The sequence below is a fragment of the Micromonospora orduensis genome, from assembly GCF_006228125.1.
GTDB classification, from domain to species: Bacteria; Actinomycetota; Actinomycetes; order Mycobacteriales; family Micromonosporaceae; genus Micromonospora; species Micromonospora orduensis.
The window spans coordinates 1-25,147 of record NZ_VDFY01000143.1 but is presented as its reverse complement, the minus strand read 5'-3'; the positions used below and the strand labels follow the sequence as shown (position 1 = coordinate 25,147).

Annotated in this window: 25 protein-coding genes; 10 read left to right on the top strand and 15 right to left on the bottom strand. The window is 73.2% G+C overall.

The annotated features are described in order from the left end of the window. Positions 1 to 28: 28 nt before the first annotated feature. Positions 29 to 1,099 (bottom strand): ribosome small subunit-dependent GTPase A, encoded by a 1,071-nt coding sequence (rsgA, locus tag FHG89_RS12860; RefSeq protein ID WP_139584623.1) that lies wholly within the window; start codon positions 1,097 to 1,099, stop codon positions 29 to 31. A 179-nt stretch (positions 1,100 to 1,278) separates the two neighbouring features. Between rsgA and FHG89_RS12855 the strand changes: the two genes are divergently transcribed. Further along, positions 1,279 to 1,995, top strand: coding sequence for a maleylpyruvate isomerase family mycothiol-dependent enzyme (locus FHG89_RS12855; RefSeq protein ID WP_139584622.1), 717 nt, complete (start codon positions 1,279 to 1,281; stop codon positions 1,993 to 1,995). 7 nt (positions 1,996 to 2,002) lie between these two features. Next, positions 2,003 to 2,656: an MBL fold metallo-hydrolase gene (locus FHG89_RS12850; RefSeq protein WP_139584621.1), complete on the top strand. Its 654-nt coding sequence runs from the start codon at positions 2,003 to 2,005 to the stop codon at positions 2,654 to 2,656. A 98-nt stretch (positions 2,657 to 2,754) separates the two neighbouring features. On the opposite strand, the gene FHG89_RS12845 is transcribed toward FHG89_RS12850, so the two are convergent. Together FHG89_RS12845 and FHG89_RS12840 are read right to left on the bottom strand one after the other, a co-directional pair. Beyond that, positions 2,755 to 3,420 (bottom strand): DedA family protein, encoded by a 666-nt coding sequence (locus FHG89_RS12845; RefSeq protein WP_139584620.1) that lies wholly within the window; start codon positions 3,418 to 3,420, stop codon positions 2,755 to 2,757. A 101-nt stretch (positions 3,421 to 3,521) separates the two neighbouring features. Continuing rightward, positions 3,522 to 4,205, bottom strand: a complete 684-nt coding sequence (locus FHG89_RS12840; protein ID WP_341874256.1) for a class I SAM-dependent methyltransferase — start codon at positions 4,203 to 4,205, stop codon at positions 3,522 to 3,524. A 193-nt stretch (positions 4,206 to 4,398) separates the two neighbouring features. Between FHG89_RS12840 and FHG89_RS12835 the strand changes: the two genes are divergently transcribed. Next, positions 4,399 to 4,602 (top strand): cold-shock protein, encoded by a 204-nt coding sequence (locus FHG89_RS12835; protein WP_007072071.1) that lies wholly within the window; start codon positions 4,399 to 4,401, stop codon positions 4,600 to 4,602. A gap of 49 nt (positions 4,603 to 4,651) precedes the next feature. On the opposite strand, the gene FHG89_RS12830 is transcribed toward FHG89_RS12835, so the two are convergent. The 5 genes from FHG89_RS12830 to FHG89_RS12810 all read right to left on the bottom strand — a co-directional run bounded on the left by FHG89_RS12830 (position 4,652) and on the right by FHG89_RS12810 (position 9,787). Continuing rightward, positions 4,652 to 5,932 (bottom strand): MFS transporter, encoded by a 1,281-nt coding sequence (locus FHG89_RS12830; RefSeq protein WP_139584618.1) that lies wholly within the window; start codon positions 5,930 to 5,932, stop codon positions 4,652 to 4,654. After that, positions 5,929 to 6,504 (bottom strand): ArsR/SmtB family transcription factor, encoded by a 576-nt coding sequence (locus FHG89_RS12825; protein ID WP_139584617.1) that lies wholly within the window; start codon positions 6,502 to 6,504, stop codon positions 5,929 to 5,931. The genes FHG89_RS12830 and FHG89_RS12825 overlap by 4 nt, the downstream gene beginning before the upstream one ends. A gap of 72 nt (positions 6,505 to 6,576) precedes the next feature. Then, positions 6,577 to 7,452, bottom strand: a complete 876-nt coding sequence (locus FHG89_RS12820; protein ID WP_139584616.1) for a hypothetical protein — start codon at positions 7,450 to 7,452, stop codon at positions 6,577 to 6,579. Positions 7,453 to 7,604: 152 nt separating this feature from the next. Continuing rightward, positions 7,605 to 9,245, bottom strand: coding sequence for a CocE/NonD family hydrolase (locus FHG89_RS12815; RefSeq protein WP_139584650.1), 1,641 nt, complete (start codon positions 9,243 to 9,245; stop codon positions 7,605 to 7,607). 26 nt (positions 9,246 to 9,271) lie between these two features. Beyond that, positions 9,272 to 9,787: a MarR family winged helix-turn-helix transcriptional regulator gene (locus FHG89_RS12810; RefSeq protein WP_139584651.1), complete on the bottom strand. Its 516-nt coding sequence runs from the start codon at positions 9,785 to 9,787 to the stop codon at positions 9,272 to 9,274. A 122-nt stretch (positions 9,788 to 9,909) separates the two neighbouring features. On the opposite strand from FHG89_RS12810, the gene FHG89_RS12805 reads away from it, so the two are divergent. Continuing rightward, on the top strand, positions 9,910 to 12,036 hold the full coding sequence (locus FHG89_RS12805) for an MMPL family transporter (RefSeq protein ID WP_139584615.1): 2,127 nt from the start codon (positions 9,910 to 9,912) through the stop codon (positions 12,034 to 12,036). 61 nt (positions 12,037 to 12,097) lie between these two features. Here FHG89_RS12805 and FHG89_RS12800 read toward each other — a convergent pair whose 3' ends face one another. Both FHG89_RS12800 and FHG89_RS12795 read right to left on the bottom strand, forming a co-directional pair. Then, on the bottom strand, positions 12,098 to 12,967 hold the full coding sequence (locus tag FHG89_RS12800; protein WP_208760952.1) for a lytic transglycosylase domain-containing protein: 870 nt from the start codon (positions 12,965 to 12,967) through the stop codon (positions 12,098 to 12,100). A gap of 34 nt (positions 12,968 to 13,001) precedes the next feature. Further along, entirely contained in the window at positions 13,002 to 14,420 is a 1,419-nt protein-coding gene (locus FHG89_RS12795) for a DedA family protein (protein WP_139584614.1), read from the bottom strand. 133 nt (positions 14,421 to 14,553) lie between these two features. On the opposite strand from FHG89_RS12795, the gene typA reads away from it, so the two are divergent. The 3 genes from typA (at position 14,554) to FHG89_RS12780 (ending at position 18,139) form a co-directional block, all read left to right on the top strand. Beyond that, on the top strand, positions 14,554 to 16,422 hold the full coding sequence (typA, locus tag FHG89_RS12790; protein WP_139584613.1) for a translational GTPase TypA: 1,869 nt from the start codon (positions 14,554 to 14,556) through the stop codon (positions 16,420 to 16,422). 114 nt (positions 16,423 to 16,536) lie between these two features. Next, positions 16,537 to 17,385, top strand: a complete 849-nt coding sequence (locus FHG89_RS12785; RefSeq protein WP_139584612.1) for a serine hydrolase — start codon at positions 16,537 to 16,539, stop codon at positions 17,383 to 17,385. Positions 17,386 to 17,437: 52 nt separating this feature from the next. Beyond that, entirely contained in the window at positions 17,438 to 18,139 is a 702-nt protein-coding gene (locus tag FHG89_RS12780; protein WP_139584611.1) for a lysoplasmalogenase, read from the top strand. Here FHG89_RS12780 and FHG89_RS12775 read toward each other — a convergent pair. Further along, positions 18,108 to 18,905, bottom strand: coding sequence for a tyrosine-protein phosphatase (locus FHG89_RS12775; protein ID WP_139584610.1), 798 nt, complete (start codon positions 18,903 to 18,905; stop codon positions 18,108 to 18,110). The genes FHG89_RS12780 and FHG89_RS12775 overlap by 32 nt on opposite strands. A gap of 43 nt (positions 18,906 to 18,948) precedes the next feature. Here FHG89_RS12775 and FHG89_RS12770 point away from each other — a divergent pair, with 43 nt between their 5' ends. Together FHG89_RS12770 and FHG89_RS12765 are read left to right on the top strand one after the other, a co-directional pair. Next, the gene (locus tag FHG89_RS12770) at positions 18,949 to 20,046 is read left to right on the top strand and encodes a mandelate racemase/muconate lactonizing enzyme family protein (RefSeq protein ID WP_139584609.1); all 1,098 of its coding nucleotides are present in this window, start codon (positions 18,949 to 18,951) and stop codon (positions 20,044 to 20,046) included. Between the two features lie 59 nt (positions 20,047 to 20,105). After that, a complete protein-coding gene (locus FHG89_RS12765; RefSeq protein ID WP_139584608.1) occupies positions 20,106 to 21,020 on the top strand; it encodes a C40 family peptidase in 915 nt (304 codons plus the stop codon). A 37-nt stretch (positions 21,021 to 21,057) separates the two neighbouring features. Here FHG89_RS12765 and FHG89_RS12760 read toward each other — a convergent pair whose 3' ends face one another. Next, on the bottom strand, positions 21,058 to 22,056 hold the full coding sequence (locus tag FHG89_RS12760; protein WP_139584607.1) for a TerC family protein: 999 nt from the start codon (positions 22,054 to 22,056) through the stop codon (positions 21,058 to 21,060). Positions 22,057 to 22,443: 387 nt separating this feature from the next. Here FHG89_RS12760 and FHG89_RS12755 point away from each other — a divergent pair, with 387 nt between their 5' ends. Continuing rightward, the gene (locus FHG89_RS12755; RefSeq protein ID WP_139584606.1) at positions 22,444 to 22,737 is read left to right on the top strand and encodes an antibiotic biosynthesis monooxygenase family protein; all 294 of its coding nucleotides are present in this window, start codon (positions 22,444 to 22,446) and stop codon (positions 22,735 to 22,737) included. Between the two features lie 111 nt (positions 22,738 to 22,848). Here FHG89_RS12755 and FHG89_RS12750 read toward each other — a convergent pair whose 3' ends face one another. The 3 genes from FHG89_RS12750 to FHG89_RS12740 form a co-directional block, all read right to left on the bottom strand. Continuing rightward, positions 22,849 to 23,706, bottom strand: coding sequence for a helix-turn-helix domain-containing protein (locus FHG89_RS12750; RefSeq protein ID WP_139584605.1), 858 nt, complete (start codon positions 23,704 to 23,706; stop codon positions 22,849 to 22,851). Between the two features lie 186 nt (positions 23,707 to 23,892). Further along, positions 23,893 to 24,261 (bottom strand): VOC family protein, encoded by a 369-nt coding sequence (locus FHG89_RS12745; protein ID WP_139584604.1) that lies wholly within the window; start codon positions 24,259 to 24,261, stop codon positions 23,893 to 23,895. Positions 24,262 to 24,327: 66 nt separating this feature from the next. Continuing rightward, the gene (locus tag FHG89_RS12740) at positions 24,328 to 25,134 is read right to left on the bottom strand and encodes a helix-turn-helix domain-containing protein (RefSeq protein WP_139584648.1); all 807 of its coding nucleotides are present in this window, start codon (positions 25,132 to 25,134) and stop codon (positions 24,328 to 24,330) included. Positions 25,135 to 25,147: the final 13 nt, after the last annotated feature.

Below are 25,147 nucleotides of genomic sequence, written 5' to 3'. Positions count from 1 at the left end.
CCCCGCGAGCCCTCGCCACGCCGCCGGGTCAGTAGCCGCCGGGCGCCGGTGGACGGGCCGCCCGCCGTCGGGCCGAACGCCATCCGCCACGCCGCTCGGCGGCCAGCCGCGCCTCCCGGCGTCGACTCTCGTGGGCCACCTCACCCTGCAGCCGCCGCCAGCTCTCCCACCGGCGGGTGGAGAGCTCACCGCTGCGCAGCGCATCCCGGACGGCGCACGCCGGCTCGCCGTCGTGCCCGCAGTCGGCGTACCGGCAGCCCTCGGCCAACCCGGCGATGTCGGCGAACGCCCGGTCGAGCCCGGCCACGCCGTCGAGCAGGCCGACCGCCCGCACGCCGGGCGTGTCGATCACCGCCCCGCCGCCGGGGATCGGTACGAGTGCCCGCCAGGTGGTGGTGTGCCGCCCCTTGCCGTCCACCCGCCGGATCGCCTGCGTCGGCATCATCACCGCGCCGGCGAGTGCGTTGACCAGGCTCGACTTGCCGGCGCCGGACGGCCCGAGCAGACCGAGGGTGCGGCCCGGCGCCACCTCCCCGCGCAGCCGGTCGAGCCCGGCGCCGCGCTCGGCGCTGACCGGCAACACCGGCACCCCGGGGGCGACCGCGGCGAGCTGCCGGGCCAGCGCGGCCGGGTCGGCCGCGAGGTCGGCCTTGGTCAGCACGACCAGCGGCCGCGCCCCGGACCCGTACACCAGGGAGAGCAGTCGCTCGATCCGGCCGACGTCCGGCTCCGGGTGCACCGGCTCGACGACGGCGGCCGTGTCGAGGTTGGTGGCGAGCACCTGGCCGCTGGCGTCCTTGCCGGCGGTACGGCGGATCAGCGCGGTCCGTCGCGGCAGCACCGCCTCCACGGTGACCCGGCCGTCGGGCCAGTGCCCGAGCAGCACCCAGTCGCCCGCACAGGGCAGCGCGGAGGGGTCCCGGGCGGCGGCGGCCAGCACCGTCCCGCCCAGGCTGGCCCGGACTGGGCCGGACGCGCTGAGCACCGTGCAGACTCCCCGGTCCGCCCGGGCCACCCGGCCCGGTCGGCACTCAGCCCGGGAAGCGGCGTACGCCGCGCGCTCGGCGTCCCAGCCGAGGGCGGTCAGATCGATCGTCATGGCATCCTCATCGGTGTCGAAGCTGGTGATGGCGGTACACGCGTGCCACGTCCGGCATGATCACCACCTCCGTCCGACGTCCCGGTGCCGCATCTGCCGCTGACGGTAGGTCGCGCGCCGACGCGCCGAAAGCGATTTCCCCGACGACGGTGTGACCGGTTCACCGTTAGGGTCTACGGGTGACCACGGATCCGCTGCTGCTGATGGGTGAGGTGGACGCCGCCACCGATCGGTTGCTGCGCACCGCGGCCTCCTTCGACGCCGCCGACCTGGCGGGCGCCTCGCTGCTGCCGGGCTGGACGCGCGGGCACGTGCTGGCCCACCTGGCGCGCAACGCCGACGGCTTCGTCAACCTGCTCACCTCGGCCCGCACCGGCGAGTCGGTGCCGATGTACGCCTCCCTGGCGGCCCGTACGACGGATATCGAGACCGGCTCGGGCCGGCCACCCGCCGAGCACCTGGACGACCTCCGGCGGACCGCGGACCTGTTCGCCGAGTCGGTCGCGGCGATGCCGGTCGAGGCGTGGGCGGCGACGGTGCAGGCGCGACGGGGCCCGTGGCCGGCCGCGCTGCTCGTCTGGGGCCGTCTGCGGGAGATCGAGGTGCACCATCTCGATCTGGCCGCCGGTTACGGCCCCGCCGACTGGTCGGAGACGTTCACCCACCGACTGCTGCGGGAGGCTGCCAGCCATCACGCGACGGGGGCGACACCGCAGTCGCTGGTGCTCCGCGTCGACGGGAGCCGGCACGAGGTGGTCATGGGCGACCGGGCCGACGCCCCGGTCGTCTCCGGTCCCGCCCCCGACCTCGCCGCCTGGTTGATCGGCCGCGGCGGCGGCGACACGCTCTCCGTCACCCCCGACGGTCCCCTGCCTACTCCACCGGAATGGATATAGAAACCTCATGACCTACAGCGGAGATGTCACCCAGGGTGGCGCACCGGCGGTACGAGAGCTGGACGGGCTCACCATCAGCAAGCTGTCGGTGGGTCCGATGGACAACAACGCCTACCTGCTGCGCTGCACGGGCACCGGCGACCAGGTGCTGATCGACGCCGCCAACGAGGCACCCCGGCTGCTGGAGCTGATCGGTGACGGTGGGCTGACCGCCGTGGTGACCACCCACCAGCACATGGACCACTGGGTGGCGCTGGAGGAGGTGGTGGCGAAGACCGGCGCGCGGGCGCTGGTGCACGCCGACGACGCGGCGGGGCTGCCGATCGAGGCGGAGCGGCTCGCCGACGGCGACACCGTGCCGGTCGGCGACTGCGCGTTGGAGGTCATCCACATCAAGGGGCACACCCCGGGCTCGATCGCGCTGCTCTACCGCGATCCGACCGGCACCCCGCACCTCTTCACCGGTGACAGCCTCTTTCCCGGTGGTGTCGGCAACACCGACAAGGACCCGGAGCGCTTCGCCGCCCTGATCGACGACGTCGAGCACAAGGTGTTCGACAAGCTTCCGGACGACACCTGGTTCTACCCCGGCCACGGCAAGGACAGCACCCTGGGAGCCGAACGCCCGGCCCTCCCCCAGTGGCGAGCCCGAGGCTGGTAACGGCTTTACAAGGTCGACAACCCGGTCGGTAGGGCGCGGAACCACCGGACGAGCCGCCACCACGACGGGGCGGGGGCCTGCCGTGCCTGGCGCAGGGATCAAGCCTGACCGCCTGGAGCCGCGCACGGCAGGCCCCCGCCCCCCACCGCAACCGACGGCTCAGCGACAGCGAACAACCGACGCCGCGCACCCAGCAGCACGACCGAGGCCAGCACCAGACCCACCCCCATCGTGACCAGCAGGGGGCTCGGCTCGCCGGGGAGCAGGCCGGCCAGGGACCGCGACGCGGTGCCCAGCGCGAGGTAGAGACCGGCCCAGGCGGCAGCGCCGACGGTCGCGCAGCCGAGGAACCTGCGGTACGACATGCGCAGTCCACCGGCGGCCAGCGGCAGCAGCGCGTTGAACACCGGCAGGAACGGCGCGACGACAATCATCCGGCCACCGCCGCGACGCAGGATCCCCTCCGCCGCGCTCCAGCGGGCCTCGCCGATCCAGTCGCCGACCCGGCTGTGACGCAGCCGTTCGGCGTACCGGCGGCCGACGAGGAAACTCAACGACCAGCCGGCGAGACACCCGGCGAGCACCGCGGCGAAGGTGGCGAGCCCGGTGGTGGGGCGGCCCACCCCGACCGCGGCGAGGATCGCCACGTCGCCGGGGATGAGGACGCCGAGCAGAGGTACGGCGTCGAAGAGCATGACGACCCCGAGCGCCCCCATCAGCAGCAGGATGGGCAGCTCTCCGACCTGGGCAAGCCATTGCGTCATGTCCCGTACGCTATGGCCGACCCGCCACCGTTGACATCCGGTCGCGTCCCCCAGCGTCCCCTGGTATCGGCCTCGGGGTCGCCCCTGAGGCGGCCTCGGCGTCAGACCGGTCGCAGCACCAGCACCTGGCGTAGTGACGAGTCGACCGACGGTTCGGTGGTGGGCACCGGGTAGTCGGCCAGCACCGTCAAGCGGTCCTCGGGCAGGTGCCCCCGGTCGGGGTCGCCGACCAGGACCTCGGCACCGCCGGCGGCGGCCCGTTGCAGGAACGGCAGCACCCGCTCGGCCAGGGCGCGGCTGTAGAAGACGTCTCCGGCGACCACCAGGTCCGCCTCCGCGCCGGCCTGGTCGAGCAGGTCGTCCCCTGTGGTGTCGACGTCGACCTGGTTGACCCGCGCGTTGATGGTGACGGCGGCCACGGCGTACGGGTCGATGTCGTTGGCGACCACCCGCGCGGCGCCGGACACCGCGGCGGCGATGGCCACCAGGCCCGATCCGGCGGCGAGGTCGAGCACCCGCCGGCCGGCGACGAGTTCGGGGTGGTCCAGCAGGTGGCGGGCCAGGGCCTGACCACCGGCCCAGACGGAGGCCCAGTAGGGCGGCGGGAGGGCGTGCCCGGCAGCCGCCTCCATCCGGGCCCACCAGACGATCGCGTCCTCGGCGAGGTGCAGTCGTACCTCCGGGACGAAGGGGGTGGGCACGAGCCGGAGCCGGTCCAGGCCGGTGCCGGGAGCGTCGATCTCGCGCTCCAGCACGGACAGCGCGGCGGCTGTGGCACCCTTCATCGGCGCAAGCATGCCCCAGCGGAGGGTCGGCGGGGCGTGTTTCACGTGCCGCCGCGCAGAGTTCACCCGACTTCGCGCAAAGACCTACGGCACTTCGGCCGGCGGATCGGGGGTTTGCCCGTTACTGTCGGACAGGTACGGGCGATCACCGGCCAACGGCCGAGGGTCAGCCGCTTTGAACAGGGAGAGATGCATGGCAACCGGCACGGTTAAGTGGTTCAACTCGGAAAAGGGCTTCGGCTTCATCGAGCAGGACGGTGGAGGGCCGGACGTGTTCGTCCACTACTCCGCCATCGCGACGAGCGGCTACCGGGAGCTCAACGAGGGCCAGAAGGTCGAGTTCGAGGTGACCCAGGGGCAGAAGGGTCCGCAGGCGGACAACGTCCGCCCGATGTAGCTCCGTGCCGGTGACGGCGGTCGGGTCTCCGGCCGCCGTCGCAGCGCACTCAAGACGCCGCCGGGGCGGCGGGCAGGTCCCGCCGCCGCCGGAGCGGTCCAATCAACAGAATCGTCGGCGTGAGGGCCAGCCAGGCGGTCATCGCCGTGATCGCTGTCCCGACGCCGTAGCGCGCGCCGACCGCACCGGCCAGCAGGGCCGCCAGCGGGATGGCGCCGAAGTTGAGCAGATGCATGCTCACGGTCACGCGGCCGAGCAGGTGGTGCGGGGTGTACGTCTGTCGGAAGGCGCCCTTGACCACGTTGCCGACGGCCACTCCGAGACCGATCAGCACTCCGCCGAGCGCGGGCCAGATCAGGCCCACGCCGGGTGCGGCCAGTGGGATGAGCAGCGCGGGCGGGCCGGTCAGGGCCGCCCCGATCAGCATGGCCCGTGCGGTGCCGCAGCGCCGTGCCAGTGTGGTGGCCAGCAGCGCGCCGACGATCCCTCCGACGCTCATGACCGCGACCAGGGCGCCCACCATGCCGGGCGCGAGTCGCAACTCGCGGACCAGGAAGACCACCAGGACGGCCTGGTAGCCGGTGAGTCCGATGTTGCTGGCCGCGCCGAAGACCGTGAGCACCCGCAGGTACGGGTCGCGGATGACGAAGCGCAGCCCCTCGGCGATGTCGCGGCGCAGCGACCGGGAGCGGTCGGTACGGCCGGCGCGTGGCTCGACGGTGCGGATGCGCAGCAGGAAGGCCGCGGAGAGCAGGAATGTGACGGCGTCCAGCAGCAGTGCGGCGACGGCCCCGGTGAGCTGGGCGATCAGGCCGGCGAGACCCGGCCCGACGACGTAGCTGACGGTCTGGGTGGCCTGGAGCTTCGCGTTGCCCTCGGGCAGTTGCTCGGGCCGCAGCACGACGGGCAGGTAGACCTGGTCGGCGGTTTCGAAGAAGACCCGCGCGGCGCCGGCGCCGAGTGCGACGAGCAGCAGGTGCCCGACGGTGAGCCGGTCGAGCGCGGCGGCGAGGGGCACGCTGAGGAAGGCCAGCGCGCAGAGCAGGTCGCAGATCACCATCACCGGCCGGCGTGGCAGTCGGTCCACCCACGCGCCGGCCGGGAGGCCGATCAGCAGCCACGGTAGCCAGGCCGCGGCGGTGAGCACCGCCACCTGGAACGTGCCGGCGTCGAGGACGGCCACGGCGACCAGCGGCAGTGCCACCGTGGTGACGTTGCTGCCGATGCTGCTGACGGTCTGGCCGGCCCAGAGCAGCCGGAAGTCCCGGTGCCGCAGCAGCCCGCCGCGTGCTCGGGCGCGGCTGGGGCCGGAGTGGGTGGTCGCGGTCACGGCCGGGCCGGAATGCCGTGGGCGAACACGAACACGGGCTGCCGGTCGCGACCGTCGTCGAGCAGCGGCCGGTCGGCCCAGCGGGCCAGCAGGTCGATCACTTCGCGGCTCAGCTCGGCCAGTTCGTCGGGGGTGAGGTGCAGCCACTTGTCGGCGGAGAACGGGCCGTCGTGCCAGAGGGCCTGAGTCGACTCGTCGGCGGCGTGCCAGGCCCGGGCCAGGGCGACGTGCCGGTCGAGGTTGAGTGAGACGGCCGCGTCGGCGACGGCCCGGGCGCCCGGGTCGGCGTCGAAGTCGCTGCTGGACCAGCGCACTCCCCGGGTGACCAGCCGCCACCACCGCTCGCGTCGGTCGCGGGCCAGCTCGGGAGCCTCGGTGACCAGTTCACCGGCGGCGAGGACCTTGAGGTGGTGGCTGACGTTGGCGGGTGCCTGGTCGGTGCGTTCGGCGAGCATGCCGACAGTGGACGGCCCGTGGACCTTGAGAACGTCCATCAGCCGGCGGCGCAGCGGATGGGCCATGGCCGCGAGGACCCGCGAGTCGGTGACCTGGCGTACGTCTGGGATCTCCATGCGACCCAGCCTGACACCCGCAACAACTCTTGCGCAATAGTCCTTGCCCAAGAGCTGTTGCGGATGAGTGAATCAGGCCACCAGGCGGCGCGCCAACTCGTCGGCCACCTGCTTGGCCATCGTGGGCGGGATGGCCGCGGCGATCCGCTCCGGGGTCAGCCCGGCCAGCACACCCTGGATGATGGCGGGCTCGTCGGTGAAGTCCCGGCCCGCCACCGCGGCCAGCGCGGACTGCAGGGCGGTCAACTGCGCGCCGAGCGTCTTGAGCGTCGGGTGCGCCGGAACGTAGTTGGTGGCGGTGGCGTCCTCGCCCAGCGCCATCCGGGTGTAGATCTGGCCGATCGGGTTGCGGCCGTCCAGCACGGTCAGGTTCCGGTGGACGGTGGCAAGCCAGTTGTGCTCTTCGGGGGTCATGTCGTTCTCCTCCAGGAGGCCGATGGAGCTGAGGTAACGGCGGAACAGCGGCCGCTGGTCACGGCCCGCCTTGATCGCGTCACGGAAGAAGCTGAAGTGGGTGTGCCAGCGGTGCGAGCTGTCGCCACTGGTGCGCCTGCCGAGCCGGTCCCACCGCTTCACGGTCGTACCGTCGGGGCTGTAGATGATCTCGCGGATGTCCCGGGTGTCCGCCGCGTTCGCGGCGCACTGCCCCACACACCAGATCGAGAAGCTGGCCAGGGTGTGCGTGCCGCCGGCGGACCTGACCTCGAAACCGCCGACATCCAGCGCCGCGGCGTCGAGGGTCAGGCCGGCCCGGTCCCGGGGTGACTCCACCACCGAGTAGTCGTTGGTGACCACCCGGTCGGATCCACAGTGGTACCCGCCCCGGTGGGCCGGGTCGCCGACGATGCCGACCTCCGCCGGCTCCAGATCGTCCGGTCCGGGGGCGTTGTCGAGGTGGGCGAGCAGCAGGGTTCGAAGGGCCAACAGGTTCGCCGGGGCCCGGGTCATGGGGTCCCCCTTTCCGAATGGACGGGGGCCGGACACGGCGTCACACCGCGTACGCGGTGCGGGCTTGCGGACGAGCCCGGCCTACTGGTGCACGGCGCCGGGCGTTGACCCAACCATAGCCCGCTATTCGGATGAATGCCCAGCTCAGGAGCTTAAGAGCGCATGGAGCCAGAGTGGACGACCGGAAGTATCAGCGCGGAGGGACGTTCGGGGTCATGAAAGACCTGCTGCCATCCGGCACGCAGCGTAGCCGCCGTACCGAGGGATTCACCGCTGCCCGGGTTGCGCGCCCAGCGCGGGTGGGCGCCTCCGGTGACCTGCAACCGCAGCCGGTGCCCGACGGCGAACCGGTGCGCGGTCGGCCAGAGCGGCACCGGCACCCGCAGCACGCCGGACGGGTCGGCCGGAAACCGGTCGGGCGCGACCCGGACCAGCCCGTCGCAGATGTTCCAGGACCGACCCCGGCGGTCCACATCGCACAGTCGCACGAAGACATCCAGGTACGGCAGCTCGCCGCGCACGTGGATGTCGGCCCGTACCGGCCCGGTGACCTCCATCGGCCGGGTCAGCGGGGCGCTTGTGTACGTGAGCACGTCGGGGCGGGCCTCGACGCGCCGGTTGTCCACCGCGCCGGCGCGCTGCGCGACGAGCAGCGGCCCACCCAGGGAAGGGGTGGGATCGGCCGGGTCGTAGCGGAACTCGTCCGGCGTCGACGGCACCGCTGGACGTGTCGCCAGCTCCCCGCCCGGATGCAGGTGCCACGCGGTGTCCGTCGCGGGTGGCGGCCAGTCCGGCAGGTCCCGCCAGCCGCCGCCGCGGCCCCCCACGTACAGCCGGACCGCCGCCGTCGACCCGTCCGGACGGCGATCACCCGGGGTCAGGTGCGTGTCGAGCCAGGCCAGCCCCTCGCGTAGGGCGGCGACGAACAGGCCGGGACTGCCATGCGTCCAGGGCCCGATCACGAGGCGCGGTCGGGCGCCGGCGGCGCGCAGCGTGGCATGGTCGTCGAGCTGGGCGGGCAGGAAGATGTCATGCCAGCCGGTGACCATCAGCACCGGTGCCCGTACGCGGGCGACCCGGTCGGCGAAGATCCGCGTCCGCCAGTACGGGGCGTCCGGGGTGTGGTGGCGCAGCCACTCCTGGAAGAAGGGGATGGTCACACCGGTGGCCACCCGGTCGGCCTCGGCCAGCGGCAGGTGCTCCAACGCGGCGGCCAGCCGGGGCTGCCCCCGCTTGAGCTCCCGCTGCCGGGCCAGCCACGGCACGGTCTGCGCGTGCAGCAGCTCCGCCCAGGTCAGCACCGTGTCCAGGGCGAAGGACTCCCCCGCGTACGTCGAGTCCCGGGTGGCCGAGGCGGTGACCACCGCGACCATGGCGCGCAGGTCGTCGCCGGCGTCGGCGGCCAGCGCCCACTGCGCGAAACCCTGGTAGCTGATCCCGAACATGCCCAGAGCCCCTGCCCACCAGGATTGGCGGCGCAGCCAGTCGAGGGTGTCCAACCCGTCGTCGCGCTCGTGCACCAGCGGAGCGAAGGTGCCGCCGGATCCGCCGGTGCCCCGGCAGGACTGGATGACGGCGTGCTTGCCGCGCGCGGCGAGCACGCGCCCGAGCAGCCGTAGCGGGCCGCCCCGCCCGTACGGGGTGCGGATCAGCACGGTCGGCGCGTCGACGGCGGTCGGGGCGTAGTGGTCGGTGCGCAGCACCACGCCGTCACGGGCGCGTACCGGGATGTCGCGGGTGACCCGTACCGGCCCGGTGCGGGTCGCCGGCAGCCGCAGCGCGGCGCCGGCCATCCGGGCGACGAACGGGCGCGGCACGGTCAGCCGGTCGGACGGCGGGGCGACTCGGGCCGGGCGGCGCGCACCGAGTCGCGGTGGGTGCGGATCGACTCGCTCATCGCCGCCATGAACCGCTGCACCACCTCCAGCTCGTCCTCGCTGAACCGGTCCATCACCGTGTCGGTACGGGCGCCCAGCGGCCGGAAGAACTCCATGGCGAGCGCGGCGCCCTGGTCGGCGTAGTGCAGCAGCACCTTGCGCCGGTCGGCGGTGTCCCGGTCCCGGCGGATGTGCCCGGCCCGTTCGAGTCGGTCGATCAGGGCGGTGACCGAGCCGGAGGAGAGGTTGAGCTGCTCGCCGAGGCGCCCGGGGGTGATCGGGTCGCCGAGCAACTCGGCGTCCATCACGGCGATCAGCGCCTGCAGGTCGGTCGGGTTGAGCCCGTGCAGGTTGGCGAAGGCGTGGCCGACCTGCTGGGCGTCGACCGCGTACCGCCGAAGGTTGTTGGTGATCTCCGCGACCAGTTGTGCGCGGCGCGTGTCGCGCCGCCGGTACATGCCGTGAGTCGTCACCTCGTGCCGCTTCTCCCCGTCGTTTGACCTCCGGTTGCAGCATAGAACAGCCGGCGATAATCTCGACAGTCAAGATACTCGGCGCTCGAAACACCATGAGGTCACTGATGTCCGTCTTCACCAGAGTCGCCCGCGGCCGGCTGGCCGCCTGGCTCACCGTGGCCGCCGCGATCGTCGTCGGCGCGGCCGTCTTCGGGTTGCCGCGCCCGGACAACCCGGCACCGGTCTCCGCCAGCGGTCTGTCCGTGCAGTGGCAGTCGACCCAGGTGGAACGCCTGCAGGACCAGCTCCCGTCCAGCGAGGTCCAGCCGGCCATCGTGGTGGTCAGCCGCGACGACGGCGGCGCGCTGAGCGAGGCCGACCGGGGCGCCGTCGCCGCCCGCACCGGTGACCTGGGCAGCCTCGCGGTGGGCGGGCGGGTCAGCCCCCCGCAGATCTCCCCGGACGGCACGGTGGCGCTGGTCGCCGTGCCGCTGAGCACCGCCGGCGGTCAGGACGAGGTCACCGGGAAGGTCAGCGACGTACGCGCCGCGCTGGACGCCCTGCCCGACGGGCTCGCCGTCGAGGTGACCGGCGCTCCCGCCTTCACGGCCGACCTCGCCTCGGTCTTCGAGGGCGCCGACATCACCCTGCTCGCGGTGACCGCCGCCGTGGTCGCGCTGCTGTTGCTGATCACCTACCGCAGCCCGTTCCTGTGGATCGTGCCGCTGGTCGTGGTCGCGGCGACCGAGCAGATCACCCTGCGCGCGGTCGAGACGGTCGTGCCGGCGTTCGGGATCACCCTCCAGTCGGGTCAGGTCACCGGCATCGCCAGCGTACTGGTCTTCGGCGCCGCCACCGACTACGCCCTGCTGCTCATCGCCCGCTACCGCGAGGAGCTGCGCCGCGAGGAGAACCGGTTCGCGGCGATGCGCGCCGCGCTGCGCCGGACGGCCGAGCCCATCCTGGCCAGCGGCGGCACCGTGGTGCTCGGCGTGCTCACCCTCCTGCTCAGCGAGCAGGAGACGAACCGGGCACTGGCCGTGGCCTGTGCCACAGGTGTGGTCTTCGCCATGCTCTCGGCGCTGTTCGTGCTGCCCGCCATCCTCGTGCTCTTCGGCCGGGGTCTGTTCTGGCCGTTCGTGCCCAAGGTCGGCGGCCCGGCACGCGAGGGCCGGCTCTGGGGTCGCCTCGGCGCCGCCGTGGAACGCCGTCCCGCGCCGGTCGCCGTGCTGTCCACCCTGCTGCTCGCCGGCCTCGCGCTGGGCGGGCTCGGTATCCGTACCGGCCTGTCCGAGACCGAGCAGTTCCGGGCCCAGCCCGAGGCGGTCACCGGGGCGCAGACCCTGGCCCGGGCATTCCCCGCCGGCACCACCCAGCCGGTGGCCGTGCTCACCACCCCGGCCGCGGTGCGGGCGGTCACCGACGCCGCCACCGCCGTGCCCGGCGTCTCCTCGGCCCGTCCCGGCGACGCCGGCGAGGCCGTCGCCCAGGTCGACGTGGTGCTGGACGCCGAACCCGGCACGGCCGCCTCGGACCGGACGATCGAGGCGCTGCGCGACGCCGTCGCCGCCGTTCCCGACTCCGCGCCTCCCGCGGTCGACGGCGCCGACGCACCGACCGGCGCGATCGTCGGCGGCACCGTGGCGGCCACCTACGACTCCGACGAGGCCAACGACCGGGACCTGCGGCTGATCATCCCGATCATCCTGTTGCTGGTCGGCGCGGTGCTCGTGCTGCTGCTGCGCGGTCTGCTCGCGCCGCTGCTGCTGGTGCTCACCGTCATCGCGTCGTTCTTCGCCAGCCTCGGCGCGGCGTGGCTGCTCTTCGACCACGTGCTGGGCTTCCCGGCGCTGGACAGCGGGGTACTGCTGCTCGCCTTCGTGTTCCTGGTGGCGCTCGGGGTGGACTACAACATCTTCCTGGTCACCAGGGCCCGGGAGGACGCCGGCACGGCGGGCACCCGGGACGGGATGCTCTCCGCGCTACGGGTCACCGGTGGCGTGATCACCAGCGCCGGCGTGCTGCTCGCCGCGGTCTTCGCCGTCCTCGGCGTGCTGCCGCTGATCACGCTCACCCAGATCGGCATCATCGTCTGCATCGGCGTCCTGCTCGACACCCTGCTGGTCCGTACGGTCCTGGTGCCGGCGCTGGCGTTCCTGCTCGGCGACCGCTTCTGGTGGCCCGGCCGGATCAGCCGGGACAACGACGCGGGCACCCCTGCGGCGCCGGAGCCCGTCGCCGCCCGCGACTGACCGGCGGACCGACTCCGACGGCGGGGCCGTGGCGCGGTTGCCACGGCCCCGCCGCCGTCGGTCAGTACGTCAGGCAGACGCACTCGGTCATCAACGCCCGCACGTTGCGCACGTACGACGGGTTGGGGATGGTCAACGGCTCGCCCTCCTGCGCCACCGCCGCGTGCCCGTAGTTGTACGCGGCGATGACGGCGTTGAGCAGGCAGGAGTTCAGCTCGGCGGTGCAGAGGGCGGCGTCGAGGCGGAAGTCGGACTCGAAGTACATGTCGCCGATGTACTTGGTCAGCCAGGCCAGGTAGTTGGCCCCCAGGTACGCGTTGTCCCGGTAGTCGTCGATGTCGTAGCTCTGCTCGAACCGCTGGTTCATCCAGGTGGCGGTGCCCGACATCACCTGCATCAGCCCGACGCCGCCGTCACAGGCGTAGATGTTGGACTGCCAGCCGCTCTCCTGCCAGGCGGTGGCCTTCACCAGGTCGAGCGGGATCTTGATGTCCGGTGCGGAGGTCGGCCAGTAGGTGCGCCCGGCGGCGTCGGTCAGTGCCGCCTTCACCGCGGACCGGCTGGCCTGGGTGCCCTTGTAACTCGGCTTGCAGGAGGTGGGCGCCGGCTTCGGCGGCGGCGGCGGGACCTTGGTCTCGCTTGGTGGCTTCGCCACGGCGCGCGGCTTCGGCGCCGAGCCGGTCGGCTTTTTGGTCGGCTTGGGGGATGCGGTACGGCTCGGCGCGACGCCCATCGACGCCACGGCACTCGCCGACGGGGTGGGCTCCCCGGTCACCTCGTCCAGCGGGACGTCCGTCGGGGCGTCGGTGATCGCGACCGGCGCGCCCAGGTCCGCCGGGCTGTCGCCCCTATCCGCGCAGCCGACCAGGGTGCCCGCCAGCAGAAGCCCGGCGAGCCCCGCGGCGCTCAACCGATGAGTCCATCGAACCATCGCCTTGCCTCCCCCGTGTGACCGTCGCCGCACCCTAGCAAGGCTCGACCGGGCGGCGAGGCCCCTTCGGCGGCGCCCGGACCGGCTCCACGGGCTGCTCCCGATCCCTGATCGCCCGGTCCCGGGTGGCCCAGGCGACGACGAACACCACAGTCCAGAGCACCCCGAGCAGCACCGCCGCCGCGGTCCCGCTCGGCGTGTCCAACCCGAGGTAGAGCCGTGCGCCGCCGACGCCCACCACGCCCGCGGCGGCGGCCGTCCAGGCGGCCACCGCCACCGGCCAGCGGGCGCTGCGCGACACCAGCCAGGCCAGGGTGCAGAGGCTCGCGGCGACCACCGCGTTCTGGGTGGGGAACGGGACCGACTCTCCGCCGCCCGGCCCGGCCGCCGTCGACCCGGTCAGCTCCGCCACCACGGCCAGCACCAGCAGCGGCACGAACGCGCCCGCCGTGCCGACCACACTGAGCAGGTCGGCCCGCCACGGCCGGTTCCGCCACGCCAGCACCGCCGCCACCAGCGCCACCAGCACGATCAGCACCCACCCCCGCACCAGGGACACCACGACCGTGGTGGCCTCGGCGGCGTCCGGGGTCCGCCGGACCGCGAACCAGCCCTCGATCGCCCCGTCCAGCGCGGCGAGCCCGCTGTTGCGCACCACCACGGCGAGCAGACCGGCGATGGCGAAACCGGCGGCGAAGAGCAGCAACAGCCCCGCCGCGAGGTTGAGCAGCAGCGTCCAGGCCGGCCCGACCCGCATGGCCACCAGGAAGAACAGCAGCCCGTAGCGGGCGCTTAGCCAACGTACCGGGGGCAGCGCGCCGGCGCGGGAGAGCAGCGCGCGCACCGGGTCGGGGTTGCGGCCCAGCCACCGGCCGGTGAGCACCACACCCAGCAGGCCGGCCAGCAGCACCAGCGCCGCGCCGGTGGCCCGGCCGAGGAAGGCGGAGACCGTGTCGTACGACTCACCGGCGAGGTGACCGAGCAGCACCGAGCCGCCCACCCAGGTCACCACGCCGGCGACGTTCCACGGCGCGAACCGCCGGTACGGCATGCCGGCCGCGCCGGCCAGTCGGGGCACCAGGGTACGGGCGAAGGCCACCCAGCGGGCGGCGAACACGCCCCGCCCGCCGAGCCGGGCGAGCATGGCATCGGCCCGGCCCCACCGCGCGGACCCCACCCGGTGACCCAGCCCGGCGCGCAGCTTCGGGCCGTACCGCCGCCCGGCGCGGAACGCCAGCCCGTCACCGACGACGGCCGCGACGATCATCGCGAGCAACGCCGGGCCGAGCCGCAAGGTACCGTTGTAGGTGAGGAAGCCGACGAGCAGCAGGGTAGCCTCACCCGGCACCAGCAGGCCGAAGATCACCGCGGTCTCGCCCGCCACGATCAGCGCGGCGACCAGGTAGATCCACAGAGTGGGCAGACCCTGCACCGTGGTCAGCAGGTCGTGCACTCAGGCCCCCGGGACACGGGAGCCAGCATGCCAGCCGGGGGAACGACCGGCACAGCCGTTTCACCAGAGATCAGGGGCACCTGGGGGTGACCCCGACGCAGCCTGCGCGAGCGCAGGCGGAAGGATAGAGGGTATGCAGCTTCGCACCGACCTCCGCAACGTCGCCATCATCGCTCACGTCGACCACGGCAAGACCACCCTGGTCGACGCCATGTTGCGGCAGGCCGGCGCGTACGGCGCACGAGGCGAGACGACCGAGCGGGTGATGGACTCCGGTGACCTGGAACGGGAGAAGGGCATCACCATCCTGGCCAAGAACACCGGCGTGCGCTACCTGCCCGCCGATGGGTCGGACCCGGTCACCATCAACATCATCGACACCCCCGGTCACGCCGACTTCGGTGGTGAGGTCGAGCGCGGCCTGACCATGGTCGACGGTGTGGTGCTGCTGGTGGACGCCAGCGAGGGCCCGCTGCCGCAGACCCGCTTCGTGCTGCGCAAGGCCCTGCGGGCCCGGATGCCGATCATCCTGGTGATCAACAAGGTGGACCGTCCCGACGCCCGGATCAAGGAGGTCGTTGACGACACCTACGAGCTCTTCCTCGACCTGGACGCCGACGAGGAGCAGATCGACTTCCCGATCGTCTACGCCTGCGCCCGCGACGGCATCGCCTCGCTGACCCAGCCCGCCGACGGCTCGGTGCCCGACGACAGCACCTCCCTGGAGCCGCTGTTCCGCACCCTGCTGGACACCATCCCGGCCCCCGCGTACGAGGACGGCGCGCCGTTGCAGGCGCACGTCACCAACCTCGACGCCTCGCCGTTCCTCGGCCGGCTGGCGCTGTGCCGGGTCCGCCAGGGCACCATCAGCAAGGGTCAGACGGTGGCCTGGTGCCGCACCGACGGCAGCACGCAGCGGGTCCGCATCTCGGAGATGCTGATGACCGAGGGTCTGGAGCGCAAGCCGGCCGAGACCGCCGGGCCGGGCGACATCATCGCCGTCGCCGGCATCTCGGACATCATGATCGGTGAGACCCTCGCCGACCCGGAGAACCCGGTTCCGCTGCCGCTGATCACGGTGGACGAGCCGGCCATCTCGATGACCATCGGCACCAACACCTCGCCGCTGGTCGGCCGGGTCAAGGGCTCCAAGGTCACCGCCCGGATGGTCAAGGACCGGCTCGACAAGGAGCTGATCGGCAACGTGTCGCTGCGGGTGCTGCCCACCGAGCGGCCGGACGCCTGGGAGGTGCAGGGCCGCGGCGAGCTGGCGCTGGCCATCCTGGTCGAGCAGATGCGCCGGGAGAGCTACGAGCTGACCGTCGGCAAGCCGCAGGTGGTCACCCGGGTCATCGACGGCAAGACCTGCGAGCCGGTGGAGCGGCTGACCATCGACGCCCCGGAGGAGTACCTGGGCGCGATCACCCAGCTGCTGGCCACCCGCAAGGGCCGGATGGAGCAGCTGGTCAACCACGGCACCGGCTGGATCCGGATGGAGTGGCTGGTTCCGGCGCGCGGCCTGATCGGCTTCCGCACCGAGTTCCTCACCGACACGCGGGGCACCGGCATCCTGCACCACGTCTTCGAGTCGTACGAGCCGTGGTTCGGTGAGCTGCGGACCCGCAACAACGGCTCGCTGGTCGCCGACCGGGCCGGCGCGGTCACCGCCTTCGCGATGATCAACCTGCAGGAGCGCGGTCAGCTCTTCGTCGAGCCGACCACCGAGGTGTACGAGGGCATGATCGTCGGGGAGAACTCCCGCTCCGACGACATGGACGTCAACATCACCAAGGAGAAGAAGCTGACCAACATGCGGGCGTCGACCTCCGACGAGACCGAGAAGCTGATCCCGCCGCGCAAGCTGTCGCTGGAGCAGGCGCTGGAGTTCTGCCGCGAGGACGAGTGCGTCGAGGTCACCCCGACCGCGGTGCGCATCCGCAAGGTGGTGCTCGACCAGCAGCTGCGCGGCCGGGCCGCCGCCCGCCGCAAGCACGCCGGCTGACCCCACCAGCACCCGGTTTCCGGGCGCGTCGGCCGATCGCGGCCGGCGCGCCCGTTGCGCTCTCCGGCACGGGTACGCGGGCCCGCCCCACGGTGATCGGCTACGGTCACCGGCATGACCTGGGATGATCTCGACGCCCACCTGGACCGGGTGCCCGGCACCGTCTCGGCGTACGTGGGCCGGCTCGACGCCCCACCCACCTGGACCCGGCACGCCGACGCGGGCCATTACGCCGCCAGCACCATGAAGGTCGCCGTGCTCGCCGCGCTGCACCGCGTCGCCGAGTCCGGCGCCCTGGACCTGGACGCGCAGGTCCCCGTGGTCAACGGGTTCGACTCGGCCCAGCCCGGCGCGCCCCGGTTCTCCTGCGCCCGGCACTACGACAACGACGACGCGGTCTGGGACCGGGTGGGCGGCACCGCGCCGCTGCGCTGGCTCGCCGACCGGATGATCGTGCGGTCCAGCAATCTGGCCACCAACCTGGTCATCGGGCAGGTCGGGCTGCCGGCGGTGGCGCAGGTGTGGGCGGCGGTCGGGGCCCGCACCAGCGTCACCGGCCGGGGCATCGAGGACTTCGCGGCCCGCGAGGCCGGCATCACCAACGTGGTGAGCGCCGCCGACCTGGCCGCCCTGCTCGGCGCGCTGGCCACCGGGGCCACCGCCCCCGGCCAGCTCGCGTCCCCGGCCGCCTGCGCGGCCATGCTGGACGTCCTGTTCGCCCAGGAGCACCGCGAGGACCTGGCGGCCGGCCTGCCCGACGGCACCCGCATCGCGCACAAGAACGGGTGGGTGCGCGGGGTCCGGCACGGCGCGGGCGTGGTGCTGCCCGACGACGCCCCGCCGTACCTGATCGCCGTCTGCACCACCACCGACCTGGCCGGCGGCGACGAGGTCGAGGACGACGCCTGCCTGCTGCTCGCGCACATCTCGGCGCGGGTGTGGGCCGCCCGTCACCGGCTCTGACCGGGACCGCCGCTGCGGCTAGGCTGCTCGCACCCCCACCCCGGAGCCGCCGATGCCGCGCAGCCGCACCATCCTGGTCGTCTTCCTCGCCGTGACGGCGGCGAACCTGCTGGCCAACGCCACCGACAACCACCTGGCCGAGGTGCTCAGCAAGCCGCTGCTCATGCCGTTGCTGGCCGCGTACCTGTGGCGGTCCACAGTCGAGCGTGCGGCCCGGGCGGATCGGCTGGTGCTCGCCGGGCTGGCGTTCGCCACCGGCGGCGACGTGGCCCTGCTGGGCGACGGCACCGGCTGGTTCATCGCCGGCATGGCCTGCTTCCTCGGCACCCATCTGTGCTACCTCGCGGCGTTCACCCGGGGCGGCGCCGCGACCGCGTTGCGCCGCCCGCCGCTGGTCGCGGTCCCCCTGGGGTACGCGGTACTGACAGTCCTCGCGCTGGCCTGGATGTGGGCGGGACTGACCGACGCGGGACTGGCCGTACCGGTGGCCGGCTACGCGCTCGCGTTGGCCGCGATGGCAACCACCGCCGTCACGCAGGGCTGGCGGGTCGGTCTCGGCGCCGCGTTGTTCCTCGGCTCCGACCTGCTGATCGCCGCCGGGGTGGCCGACGTGGCACGGCCACCGGGAGCGCCGGTGCTGATCATGGCGACGTACGCGGCCGGTCAGGCGCTGATCGTCGCCGGCCGGGCGGCCCACGCGCAGGCCCCGCCGGGCGCGCCGGTCACTCCAGCAGCTGCGCCCGCAGCGTCGTGAGGACGTCGTCGGTCAGCCCGAGCCCGTCGCGCAGGTAGCCGTCGAACGAGCCGTGCACCAGGCGTACCTCGTCGTAGCCGGCGTCGAGGTACGCGTCGCGGACCTCCAGCACCGGCAGCACGGCCTCCACGTCCAGTTCCGGCTGCCGCCGTCGCATCGCCTCGACGATCACCGCGCGCAGGCTCTCGGTCAGCGCGTTGTTGCGCAGGTACTCGGCGCGGATCGTCGCCTCGTCGACGCCGAGCGCGGTCAGCAGGATGACGGTGAGCCAGCCGGTGCGGTCCTTGCCGGCGGAGCAGTGGTAGACCAGCGGCAGGTTCTCCGGCCGGGTGGCCAGCCGCACCGCCTCGGCGAAGCCGACCCGCGCCGACTCACCGGTGACGAACCACCTGTAGATCTGGGCCATCGCCCCCGCCGTGCCCTGCCGGGCCAGCTCCGCGTACGCGTCGAGGTCGTGGCCGAGCAGCACCGCCGAGACGTACGTGAAGACGGGGTGTTCCGGGTCGTGTACCGGCAGGTGCACCACCCGCGGTTCGCCGGCCAGCCGGTCCGCCGGGGCGACCGCGACCTCCGAGGAGTCCCGCAGGTCCAGCACACAGGCCGGTCCGAGCTTCGCGAGCACCGGCAGGTCCTCGTCGGTGAGGCGGCCCAGCGCAGGGGTGCGGATCAGCCGTCCGGCGCGTACCCGCCGGCCGTCGGCGCCCGGCAGGCCACCCAGGTCACGGGCGTTCGGCGCGCCCACCAGCTCCCAGTCCCGCCCGGTCATCGGTCTCCCCCTCCGCCGCGAGTCTGCGTATAGGGTGCCCCACATGACGATCTCGGCGGTACGCACCCACCGGGTTTCCGCCCCCTTACACACTCCGTTCGTCACCGCGCTGCGTCGCACCACGACTGTCGAAACCCTGGTCGTCGAACTCGTGGACGCGGACGGCCGGTCCGGCTTCGGCGAGGCGCCGCAGGTCTGGCAGGTCACCGGGGCGTCGGTCGCCGGTTCCCAGGCGTGCGTGCGCGAGCTGCTCGGGCCGCTGTTGATCGGCCGTGACCCGGACGACCTGGTGGCCCGCTGCGCGGAGGTGCAGCGGGCGGTGGTCGGCAACGAGGCCGCGAAGGCGGCTGTGGACGTGGCGCTGCACGACCTGACCGCGCGGCGGTTGGGCGTACCGCTTGTGCGTCTGCTGGGTGGCACGGCGCTGCGGGTCCCGACGGACGTGACCCTCGCGGCGGGCGACGCGGTCGACCTGGCGGCGGCCGCGCGGCAGCGGCAGGCCGACGGTTTCGGCGTGCTCAAGTTGAAGGTCGGCACCGACGCGGCGGGTGACCTGGACCGGGTGCGGGCGGTCCGCGCGGCGGTCGGCGCCGGGGTCCGGATCCGACTGGACGCCAACCAGGGGTGGACGCCCCGGGAGGCGGTGCGGGTGATCCGGGGCATTGAGGACGCCGGCCTCGACGTGGAACTGGTCGAGCAGCCGGTGGCGCGCTGGGACCTGGACGGTCTGGCGTGGGTCAGCGACCGGGTGTCCGTGCCGATCCTCGCCGACGAGGCGGTCTTCGGGGTGCGTGACCTGGTGGAGGTGATCCGTCGCCGGGCCGCCGACATGGTGAACGTCAAGCTGGCCAAGTGCGGCGGGCTGCACCCGGCGCGCACGCTGCTGGAGCTGGCCGCCGCGCACGGCCTCGGCACGGTGGTCGGGTCGATGATGGAGAGTCAGGTCGGCATCGGCGCGGCGGCGAGCCTGGTCGCGGCGTACGGCACCACGGCCGTGGCGGACCTGGACGCCGCCTGGTGGCTGGCCTGGTCGCCGGTGCAGGGTGGGATCCGCTACGAGGGGGCGACAGTGGTGTTGCCGGAGGCTCCTGGCCTGGGCATTTCCGGCCTTACTGAAGCTAAGGTGCAAGTCAGCGGTTGAACGCCGTTGCTTTCTTTCATAGAGTTCCCCGGGACAGCCGATTCGAGCTGGGGGTTGACGTGGAGCTGCAAACGGGCCGCGAGGCCCTCGTCCGGGTCGCGGTGGCCACCCTGTGGACCTCCCCCGAGGCGGTCCGTCCGGTCGACGGCCCGGCGCTGAGCGCCGGCGCCGACATCTCGGCCTGGATCTCCGGCCTCGACACCGACCAGCAGGTCGGCGACTGCGTGCTGAGCCAGCTCCTGCTCGGCGAGCGGGTCCTGGTCAGCGAGCTGCGCCCGGACGGCTGGGCGCGGGTGGTCGCCGTCGAACAGCCAGCCGCCAAGCTGGACCCACGCGGCTACCCGGGCTGGCTCCCCGCCGACCAGCTCACCCCCGTCGACCCGACCGTCGCCGGGGATCCGCTGGTGGTGGACGCGACGGTCACCGGGTTGCGCGCCGCGCCGCACGGGCCGGTCGTGGTGCCCGGCGTGGTCGTCGGGACCCGCCTCGTGCCGGCCGGTCCGGCCCGCGACGGCTGGCAGCCGGTGCACGTTCCCGGCCAGGCCACGCCGCTCTGGCTACCCGACAGCGACCTCGCCCTGCCGTCCACCGAGCCGCCGAGCGCCGAGCAGGTGCTCGCCGTGGCGCAGCGGCTGCTGGACGTGGCGTACGTGTGGGGTGGGCTGTCCGCGTACGGCATCGACTGTTCCGGGCTGGTGCACCTGGCGTGGCGGCGCTTCGGGGTCCTGCTGCCCCGCGACGCCGACGACCAGGCGGTGGCCACCACTCCGCTGCCGCTCGGCGCGGAACGCCCCGGCGACCTCTACTTCTTCGCGCGGCCCGGCCGCGGCATCCACCACATCGGGATCGTCACCGCGGCCCCGGGCGGGGAGCAGCGACGGATGTTGCACGCCTGCTACCGGCGGCGGCGAGTCATCGAGGAGGCCCTGCCGGCCGAGCGCACCGCCACCCTGGTCGGCGCGCACCGGGTCTGACACCGGCCGGGCGCTCGGACGCCCGGCCGGCGCGACGTCAGCGTCGGGCGTCGGTCAGCTCGCGGCGCCGGTCCCGGGAGGACTTGATCAGACTGGCGACGGTGGCGATGCCCAGCGTGCCGATGATGACCAGCAGCGAGAGCCAGATCGGGATGTGCGGCGCCCAGCCCACGTGCTCCCCGCCGTTGATGAACGGCAGGTTGTTGTCGGCCAGCGCCTCCAGCACGAGCTTGACCCCGATGAAGCCGAGCACCACGGCCAGGCCGTAGCTCAGGTAGATCAGCCGGTCCAGCAGGCCGCCGAGCAGGAAGTAGAGCTGCCGCAGGCCCATCAGCGCGAAAACGTTCGCGGTGAAGACCAGGTACGGCTCCTGGGTGATGCCGAAGATCGCCGGGATCGAGTCCAGAGCGAAGATCAGGTCGGTGGTGCCAATCGCGATCATCACGATGAGCATCGGGGTGAACAGCCGCTTGCCGTTCTCGTGGGTGATCAGCTTCGCGTCGTCGTAGCCCTTGGAGATCGGCAGCGCCCGGCGGCTCCAGCGGATCAGCAGGTTCTCGGAGAACTCGTCCTCGTCCGGTTCACCCTGGCGGGCCAGGTTGACCGCCGTGTAGATCAGGAACGCGCCGAAGATGTAGAAGACCCAGGAGAACTGCGAGATCAGCGCGGCGCCGGCGGCGATGAACCCGCCGCGCATCACCAGGGCCAGCACGATGCCGATGAGCAGCACCTTCTGCTGGTACGGCCGGGGCACCCCGAAGCGGGCCATGATGATCACGAAGACGAAGAGGTTGTCCACCGAGAGGCTGTACTCGGTGAGCCAGCCGGTGTAGAACTGCCCCGCCGCGCTGGCCCCGGAGGTCAACCAGAGGCCGGCGCCGAAGAGCAGGGCCAGGCCGACATAGAACGCGACCCAGAGGCTCGACTCCCGCACGCTCGGCTCGTGCGGACGCCGACCGATGATCAACAGGTCGACGAGCAGAACCGCAGTCAGTGCGACGAGGGTCCCCGCCCACACCAATCCGGACACGTCCAACGTTCCATCCTCCGGCAGACACGCGGCGTCGGGCACACCGTACGCCCGTGGGGAGGCCGGTGTACCGGTGACGCTCACTCTGGTGACTGTCGGAGGTCTCTTCCGCCGCCGCCCCACCGGGGTGACGACCGACGGAGCCGGGTCGGAACGCCCGGGCTTGCGGCGATCGACCGTGCTGACGACTCCGACGCGGGGGAATACTCCCCTCCTCGGGGACCATTGTTGCCCACCACGCGCCGTGATCACACCCCGGGCGGCCGGTGGCACTGCCCACTGGCACCGCGCGCGCCACACGCGCGGGCGTGTCCTAGGAGGCTAGTGCAGATCGGGTGCGGCCGCCGACCCCACGACGCCGCCGCTCCCCCGGGCCGTGGGAGGCTGTGCGACATGGTGCTTGAGGTCGCGTTGATCGACGTACTGCCCGGACACGAGGACGTGTTCACCGCCGCGTACGCCCAGGGCCACCCGATCCTGGCCGGGGCCACCGGCTGCCGGTCGGTGCGGATGACCCGGGGCATCGAGTCCCCGACCCGGTTCGTGCTGCTCGTCGAATGGGACTCGGTCGAGGCGCACGAGGAGAACTTCCGGGCCACCGAGCGGTTCGAGCAGTGGCGCGCCCTGATCGGCCCGCACTTCGCCGGGCCGCCGGTGGTCGAGCACTTCCTCGACGTGCCGGCCTGAGCGGAGCTGTCGTACCCCCCGGTTAGCGTGCCTGCGCACGCGCCGGCCGCCGGTCCCGACGGGCTCGGGGGCGCCGGGCCCGGTGGCCGCGCGGGCGCCGCCGTGCCCGCCTCACTCGCCGACGCGCCGGGCCAGCGCGGTGACCGTCTCCTCCGCTGACAGCGCGGCCGCCAGCAGCGCCTCGGTCATCCGCTCGTAGCGGTCGACGTCCAGCACCGTGGCCAACCGGACGTCGGTGGTCAACGCCTCCAACATCACCGTCCGCGGGTCCGCCGGGTCGGGAAAGGCATAGCAGGAGTACGGCGTGAGCGGGTGCAGGCCACCACCGGCCGCCCCACGCGGCAGCAGCCGCACCGTCACGTGGGCCAGCCCGGTCACGGCGACCAGGTGCCGCAGCTGTTCGCGCCACACCTCGACGGGCAGGTCGCCCGGGTCGCAGACCGCCTCGGCGAGCACCGCCGTGTAGCGCGGCGGGTCGGCCCGACGCAGCACCTCCTGACGCAGCGCCCGGGCGCGCACCTCCACCTCGACGTCGACGTCGGGCGCGAGCAGGGCGCCGGCGGCGACCCGCAACCGGGCGTACGCCGGTGTCTGGAGCAGCCCCGGCACGACCGCCGGCTGGTACTCGACGATGTGGGCGGCACCCGCCTCCAGCTCGGCGTACGTGCGCTGCCGCTCGCTCATCTCGCCCAACGTCTTCCACCAGCCACGGCTGGTGGCCGCGTCCCGGGCGATCACGATAAGCGCGTCGCGGGCCGGCGACGGCACCTGGTAGACGTCCAGCAGGTCCAGCACGTCGGCGAGGTCCGGTCGGCTCTGCCCCAGCTCGATGCGGGACAGCTTCGACGTCGAGGCCCACCCCAGCCGGTCACAGACCTGCTCCAGGGTCAGCGCCTCACGTCGGCGCAACTGGCGCAGTTCCGCGCCCAGCCGTACTCGTCGAATGACAGGACTTGTTGGCAGCGGCATCCCGGCCTCCCCATCGAGGGAGCGTACGCAGGACGATCACCCAGTGCAATACCTTGCTCGCACACCGCAACCGGCGAGGTTCGCCAGGTCACCCGGCCGGACCGGCGCGACCTGCGGTTTCGGCGCCGGTGGCCGGCAGCCGACCGGCCGCCTCCCGTGTGGGCCGGTCGGCGCCCCAGCCGAGGCTCAGGGCCGGTACGTGCCGAACGCCCACACGGTGCCAGCCAGGTCGCGGGCGGCGTAGTCGCGGGAGCCGTAGTCGGTGTCGAACGGCTCACGCGTGATCTCCGCCCCGGCGGCGCGGGCCCGGGCACAGTGAGCGTCGACGTCCGGCACCGCCACGTAGATCGACCAGTCGGTGTCGGCCGGCCGAGGCGCCGCCTCGGCCCGGGGACCCAGCATGACCATGCCGGTGTCGAGGACGAGTTCGGCGTGCGCGACAGTGCCGTCCGGCGCCTCGTGCACGGCGTGCACCTGGAAACCGAAGGCGGAGCAGAGCCAGTCGATCGCGGAGCGGGGATCGGGATAACGGAGGATCGGATAGACGGTTCGCATGCGACAAGTCTCCCGCCCGCGGCGCCGCTGCCGATTGGACGAATGTGACCTCGGCCCGTCGGCTGGTCAGCCCGTCGGGCGGGCGGCGAGCAGCGCCGCCGGAGTAGCCCCGGCGAACTGGTGGAAGTCCCGGATGAGGTGGGACTGGTCGTAGTAGCCGCATCGGGCCGCCACCTCGGCCCAGTCGACGGCTCGCCCGGCCGACGCCGCTCCGCTCGCCGCGACGGCGCCGGCCAGGGCCGAGCGGGCCTGCTGGAAGCGCAGCAGCCGGGCCGCCGTCTTGGGCGGCAGGCCGACCTCCTGCCGGAACCGGACCGCCAGGTGTCGCCGGCTCCACCCGAGCTCGGTGGCGAGCGTGCCCACGCAGCCCTGCCCACCCCGTGCCACGAGCCACCGCCAGGCCCAGTCGAGCCGGGCGTCGACCGGTGGGGACGCCGCCAGCCGGGCGGCGAGCGCCGTGTCGAGGAGCGCGAAGCGTCGCGTCCAGTCCGGCGCGTCGGCCAGCCGGCACCGCAGCCGATCGAGCCACCCGTCGGGGAGCTGCCCGACACCCACCGCCCGGTTGGTCAGCTCACCCAGCGGCAGACCGAGAACGCGGCGGGCGGTCAGCGGCGACAACAGCAGCTCGACGCCCTCCCCCACCCCCACCGTGCGGGTCGTGCACCAGCCGTCGAACGTGCCTGCCACGAACGAGTCCACCCGCCGGACGCCGCGCTCCGCACTGCGCGGGTCCGTCACGTCCAGCGGGGCGCCCCACCCCAGGATGAGCACCACGAAGACGCCTGCGGTCTCCCGGCGGACCAGCGGCACATCCGCGCGTTCCCGGTAGCCGATGTACCTGTCGACGAACGGCCGCAACCGGGCCTCGGGCAGCCCGACGCCCCTC

What these genes read in the sequence shown, in the direction of transcription:
- rsgA (WP_139584623.1), bottom strand. Translation starts at nt 1,099, where the DNA reads ATGACGATCGATCTGACCGCCCTCGGCTGGGACGCCGAGCGCGCGGCG.
- FHG89_RS12850 (WP_139584621.1), top strand. Translation starts at nt 2,003, where the DNA reads ATGACCTACAGCGGAGATGTCACCCAGGGTGGCGCACCGGCGGTACGA.
- FHG89_RS12845 (WP_139584620.1), bottom strand. Translation starts at nt 3,420, where the DNA reads ATGACGCAATGGCTTGCCCAGGTCGGAGAGCTGCCCATCCTGCTGCTG.
- FHG89_RS12840 (WP_341874256.1), bottom strand. Translation starts at nt 4,205, where the DNA reads ATGAAGGGTGCCACAGCCGCCGCGCTGTCCGTGCTGGAGCGCGAGATC.
- FHG89_RS12835 (WP_007072071.1), top strand. Translation starts at nt 4,399, where the DNA reads ATGGCAACCGGCACGGTTAAGTGGTTCAACTCGGAAAAGGGCTTCGGC.
- FHG89_RS12825 (WP_139584617.1), bottom strand. Translation starts at nt 6,504, where the DNA reads ATGGAGATCCCAGACGTACGCCAGGTCACCGACTCGCGGGTCCTCGCG.
- FHG89_RS12820 (WP_139584616.1), bottom strand. Translation starts at nt 7,452, where the DNA reads ATGACCCGGGCCCCGGCGAACCTGTTGGCCCTTCGAACCCTGCTGCTC.
- FHG89_RS12815 (WP_139584650.1), bottom strand. Translation starts at nt 9,245, where the DNA reads ATGGCCGGCGCCGCGCTGCGGCTGCCGGCGACCCGCACCGGGCCGGTA.
- FHG89_RS12810 (WP_139584651.1), bottom strand. Translation starts at nt 9,787, where the DNA reads ATGTACCGGCGGCGCGACACGCGCCGCGCACAACTGGTCGCGGAGATC.
- FHG89_RS12805 (WP_139584615.1), top strand. Translation starts at nt 9,910, where the DNA reads ATGTCCGTCTTCACCAGAGTCGCCCGCGGCCGGCTGGCCGCCTGGCTC.
- FHG89_RS12800 (WP_208760952.1), bottom strand. Translation starts at nt 12,967, where the DNA reads ATGGTTCGATGGACTCATCGGTTGAGCGCCGCGGGGCTCGCCGGGCTT.
- typA (WP_139584613.1), top strand. Translation starts at nt 14,554, where the DNA reads ATGCAGCTTCGCACCGACCTCCGCAACGTCGCCATCATCGCTCACGTC.
- FHG89_RS12785 (WP_139584612.1), top strand. Translation starts at nt 16,537, where the DNA reads ATGACCTGGGATGATCTCGACGCCCACCTGGACCGGGTGCCCGGCACC.
- FHG89_RS12780 (WP_139584611.1), top strand. Translation starts at nt 17,438, where the DNA reads ATGCCGCGCAGCCGCACCATCCTGGTCGTCTTCCTCGCCGTGACGGCG.
- FHG89_RS12775 (WP_139584610.1), bottom strand. Translation starts at nt 18,905, where the DNA reads ATGACCGGGCGGGACTGGGAGCTGGTGGGCGCGCCGAACGCCCGTGAC.
- FHG89_RS12770 (WP_139584609.1), top strand. Translation starts at nt 18,949, where the DNA reads ATGACGATCTCGGCGGTACGCACCCACCGGGTTTCCGCCCCCTTACAC.
- FHG89_RS12755 (WP_139584606.1), top strand. Translation starts at nt 22,444, where the DNA reads ATGGTGCTTGAGGTCGCGTTGATCGACGTACTGCCCGGACACGAGGAC.
- FHG89_RS12750 (WP_139584605.1), bottom strand. Translation starts at nt 23,706, where the DNA reads ATGCCGCTGCCAACAAGTCCTGTCATTCGACGAGTACGGCTGGGCGCG.
- FHG89_RS12745 (WP_139584604.1), bottom strand. Translation starts at nt 24,261, where the DNA reads ATGCGAACCGTCTATCCGATCCTCCGTTATCCCGATCCCCGCTCCGCG.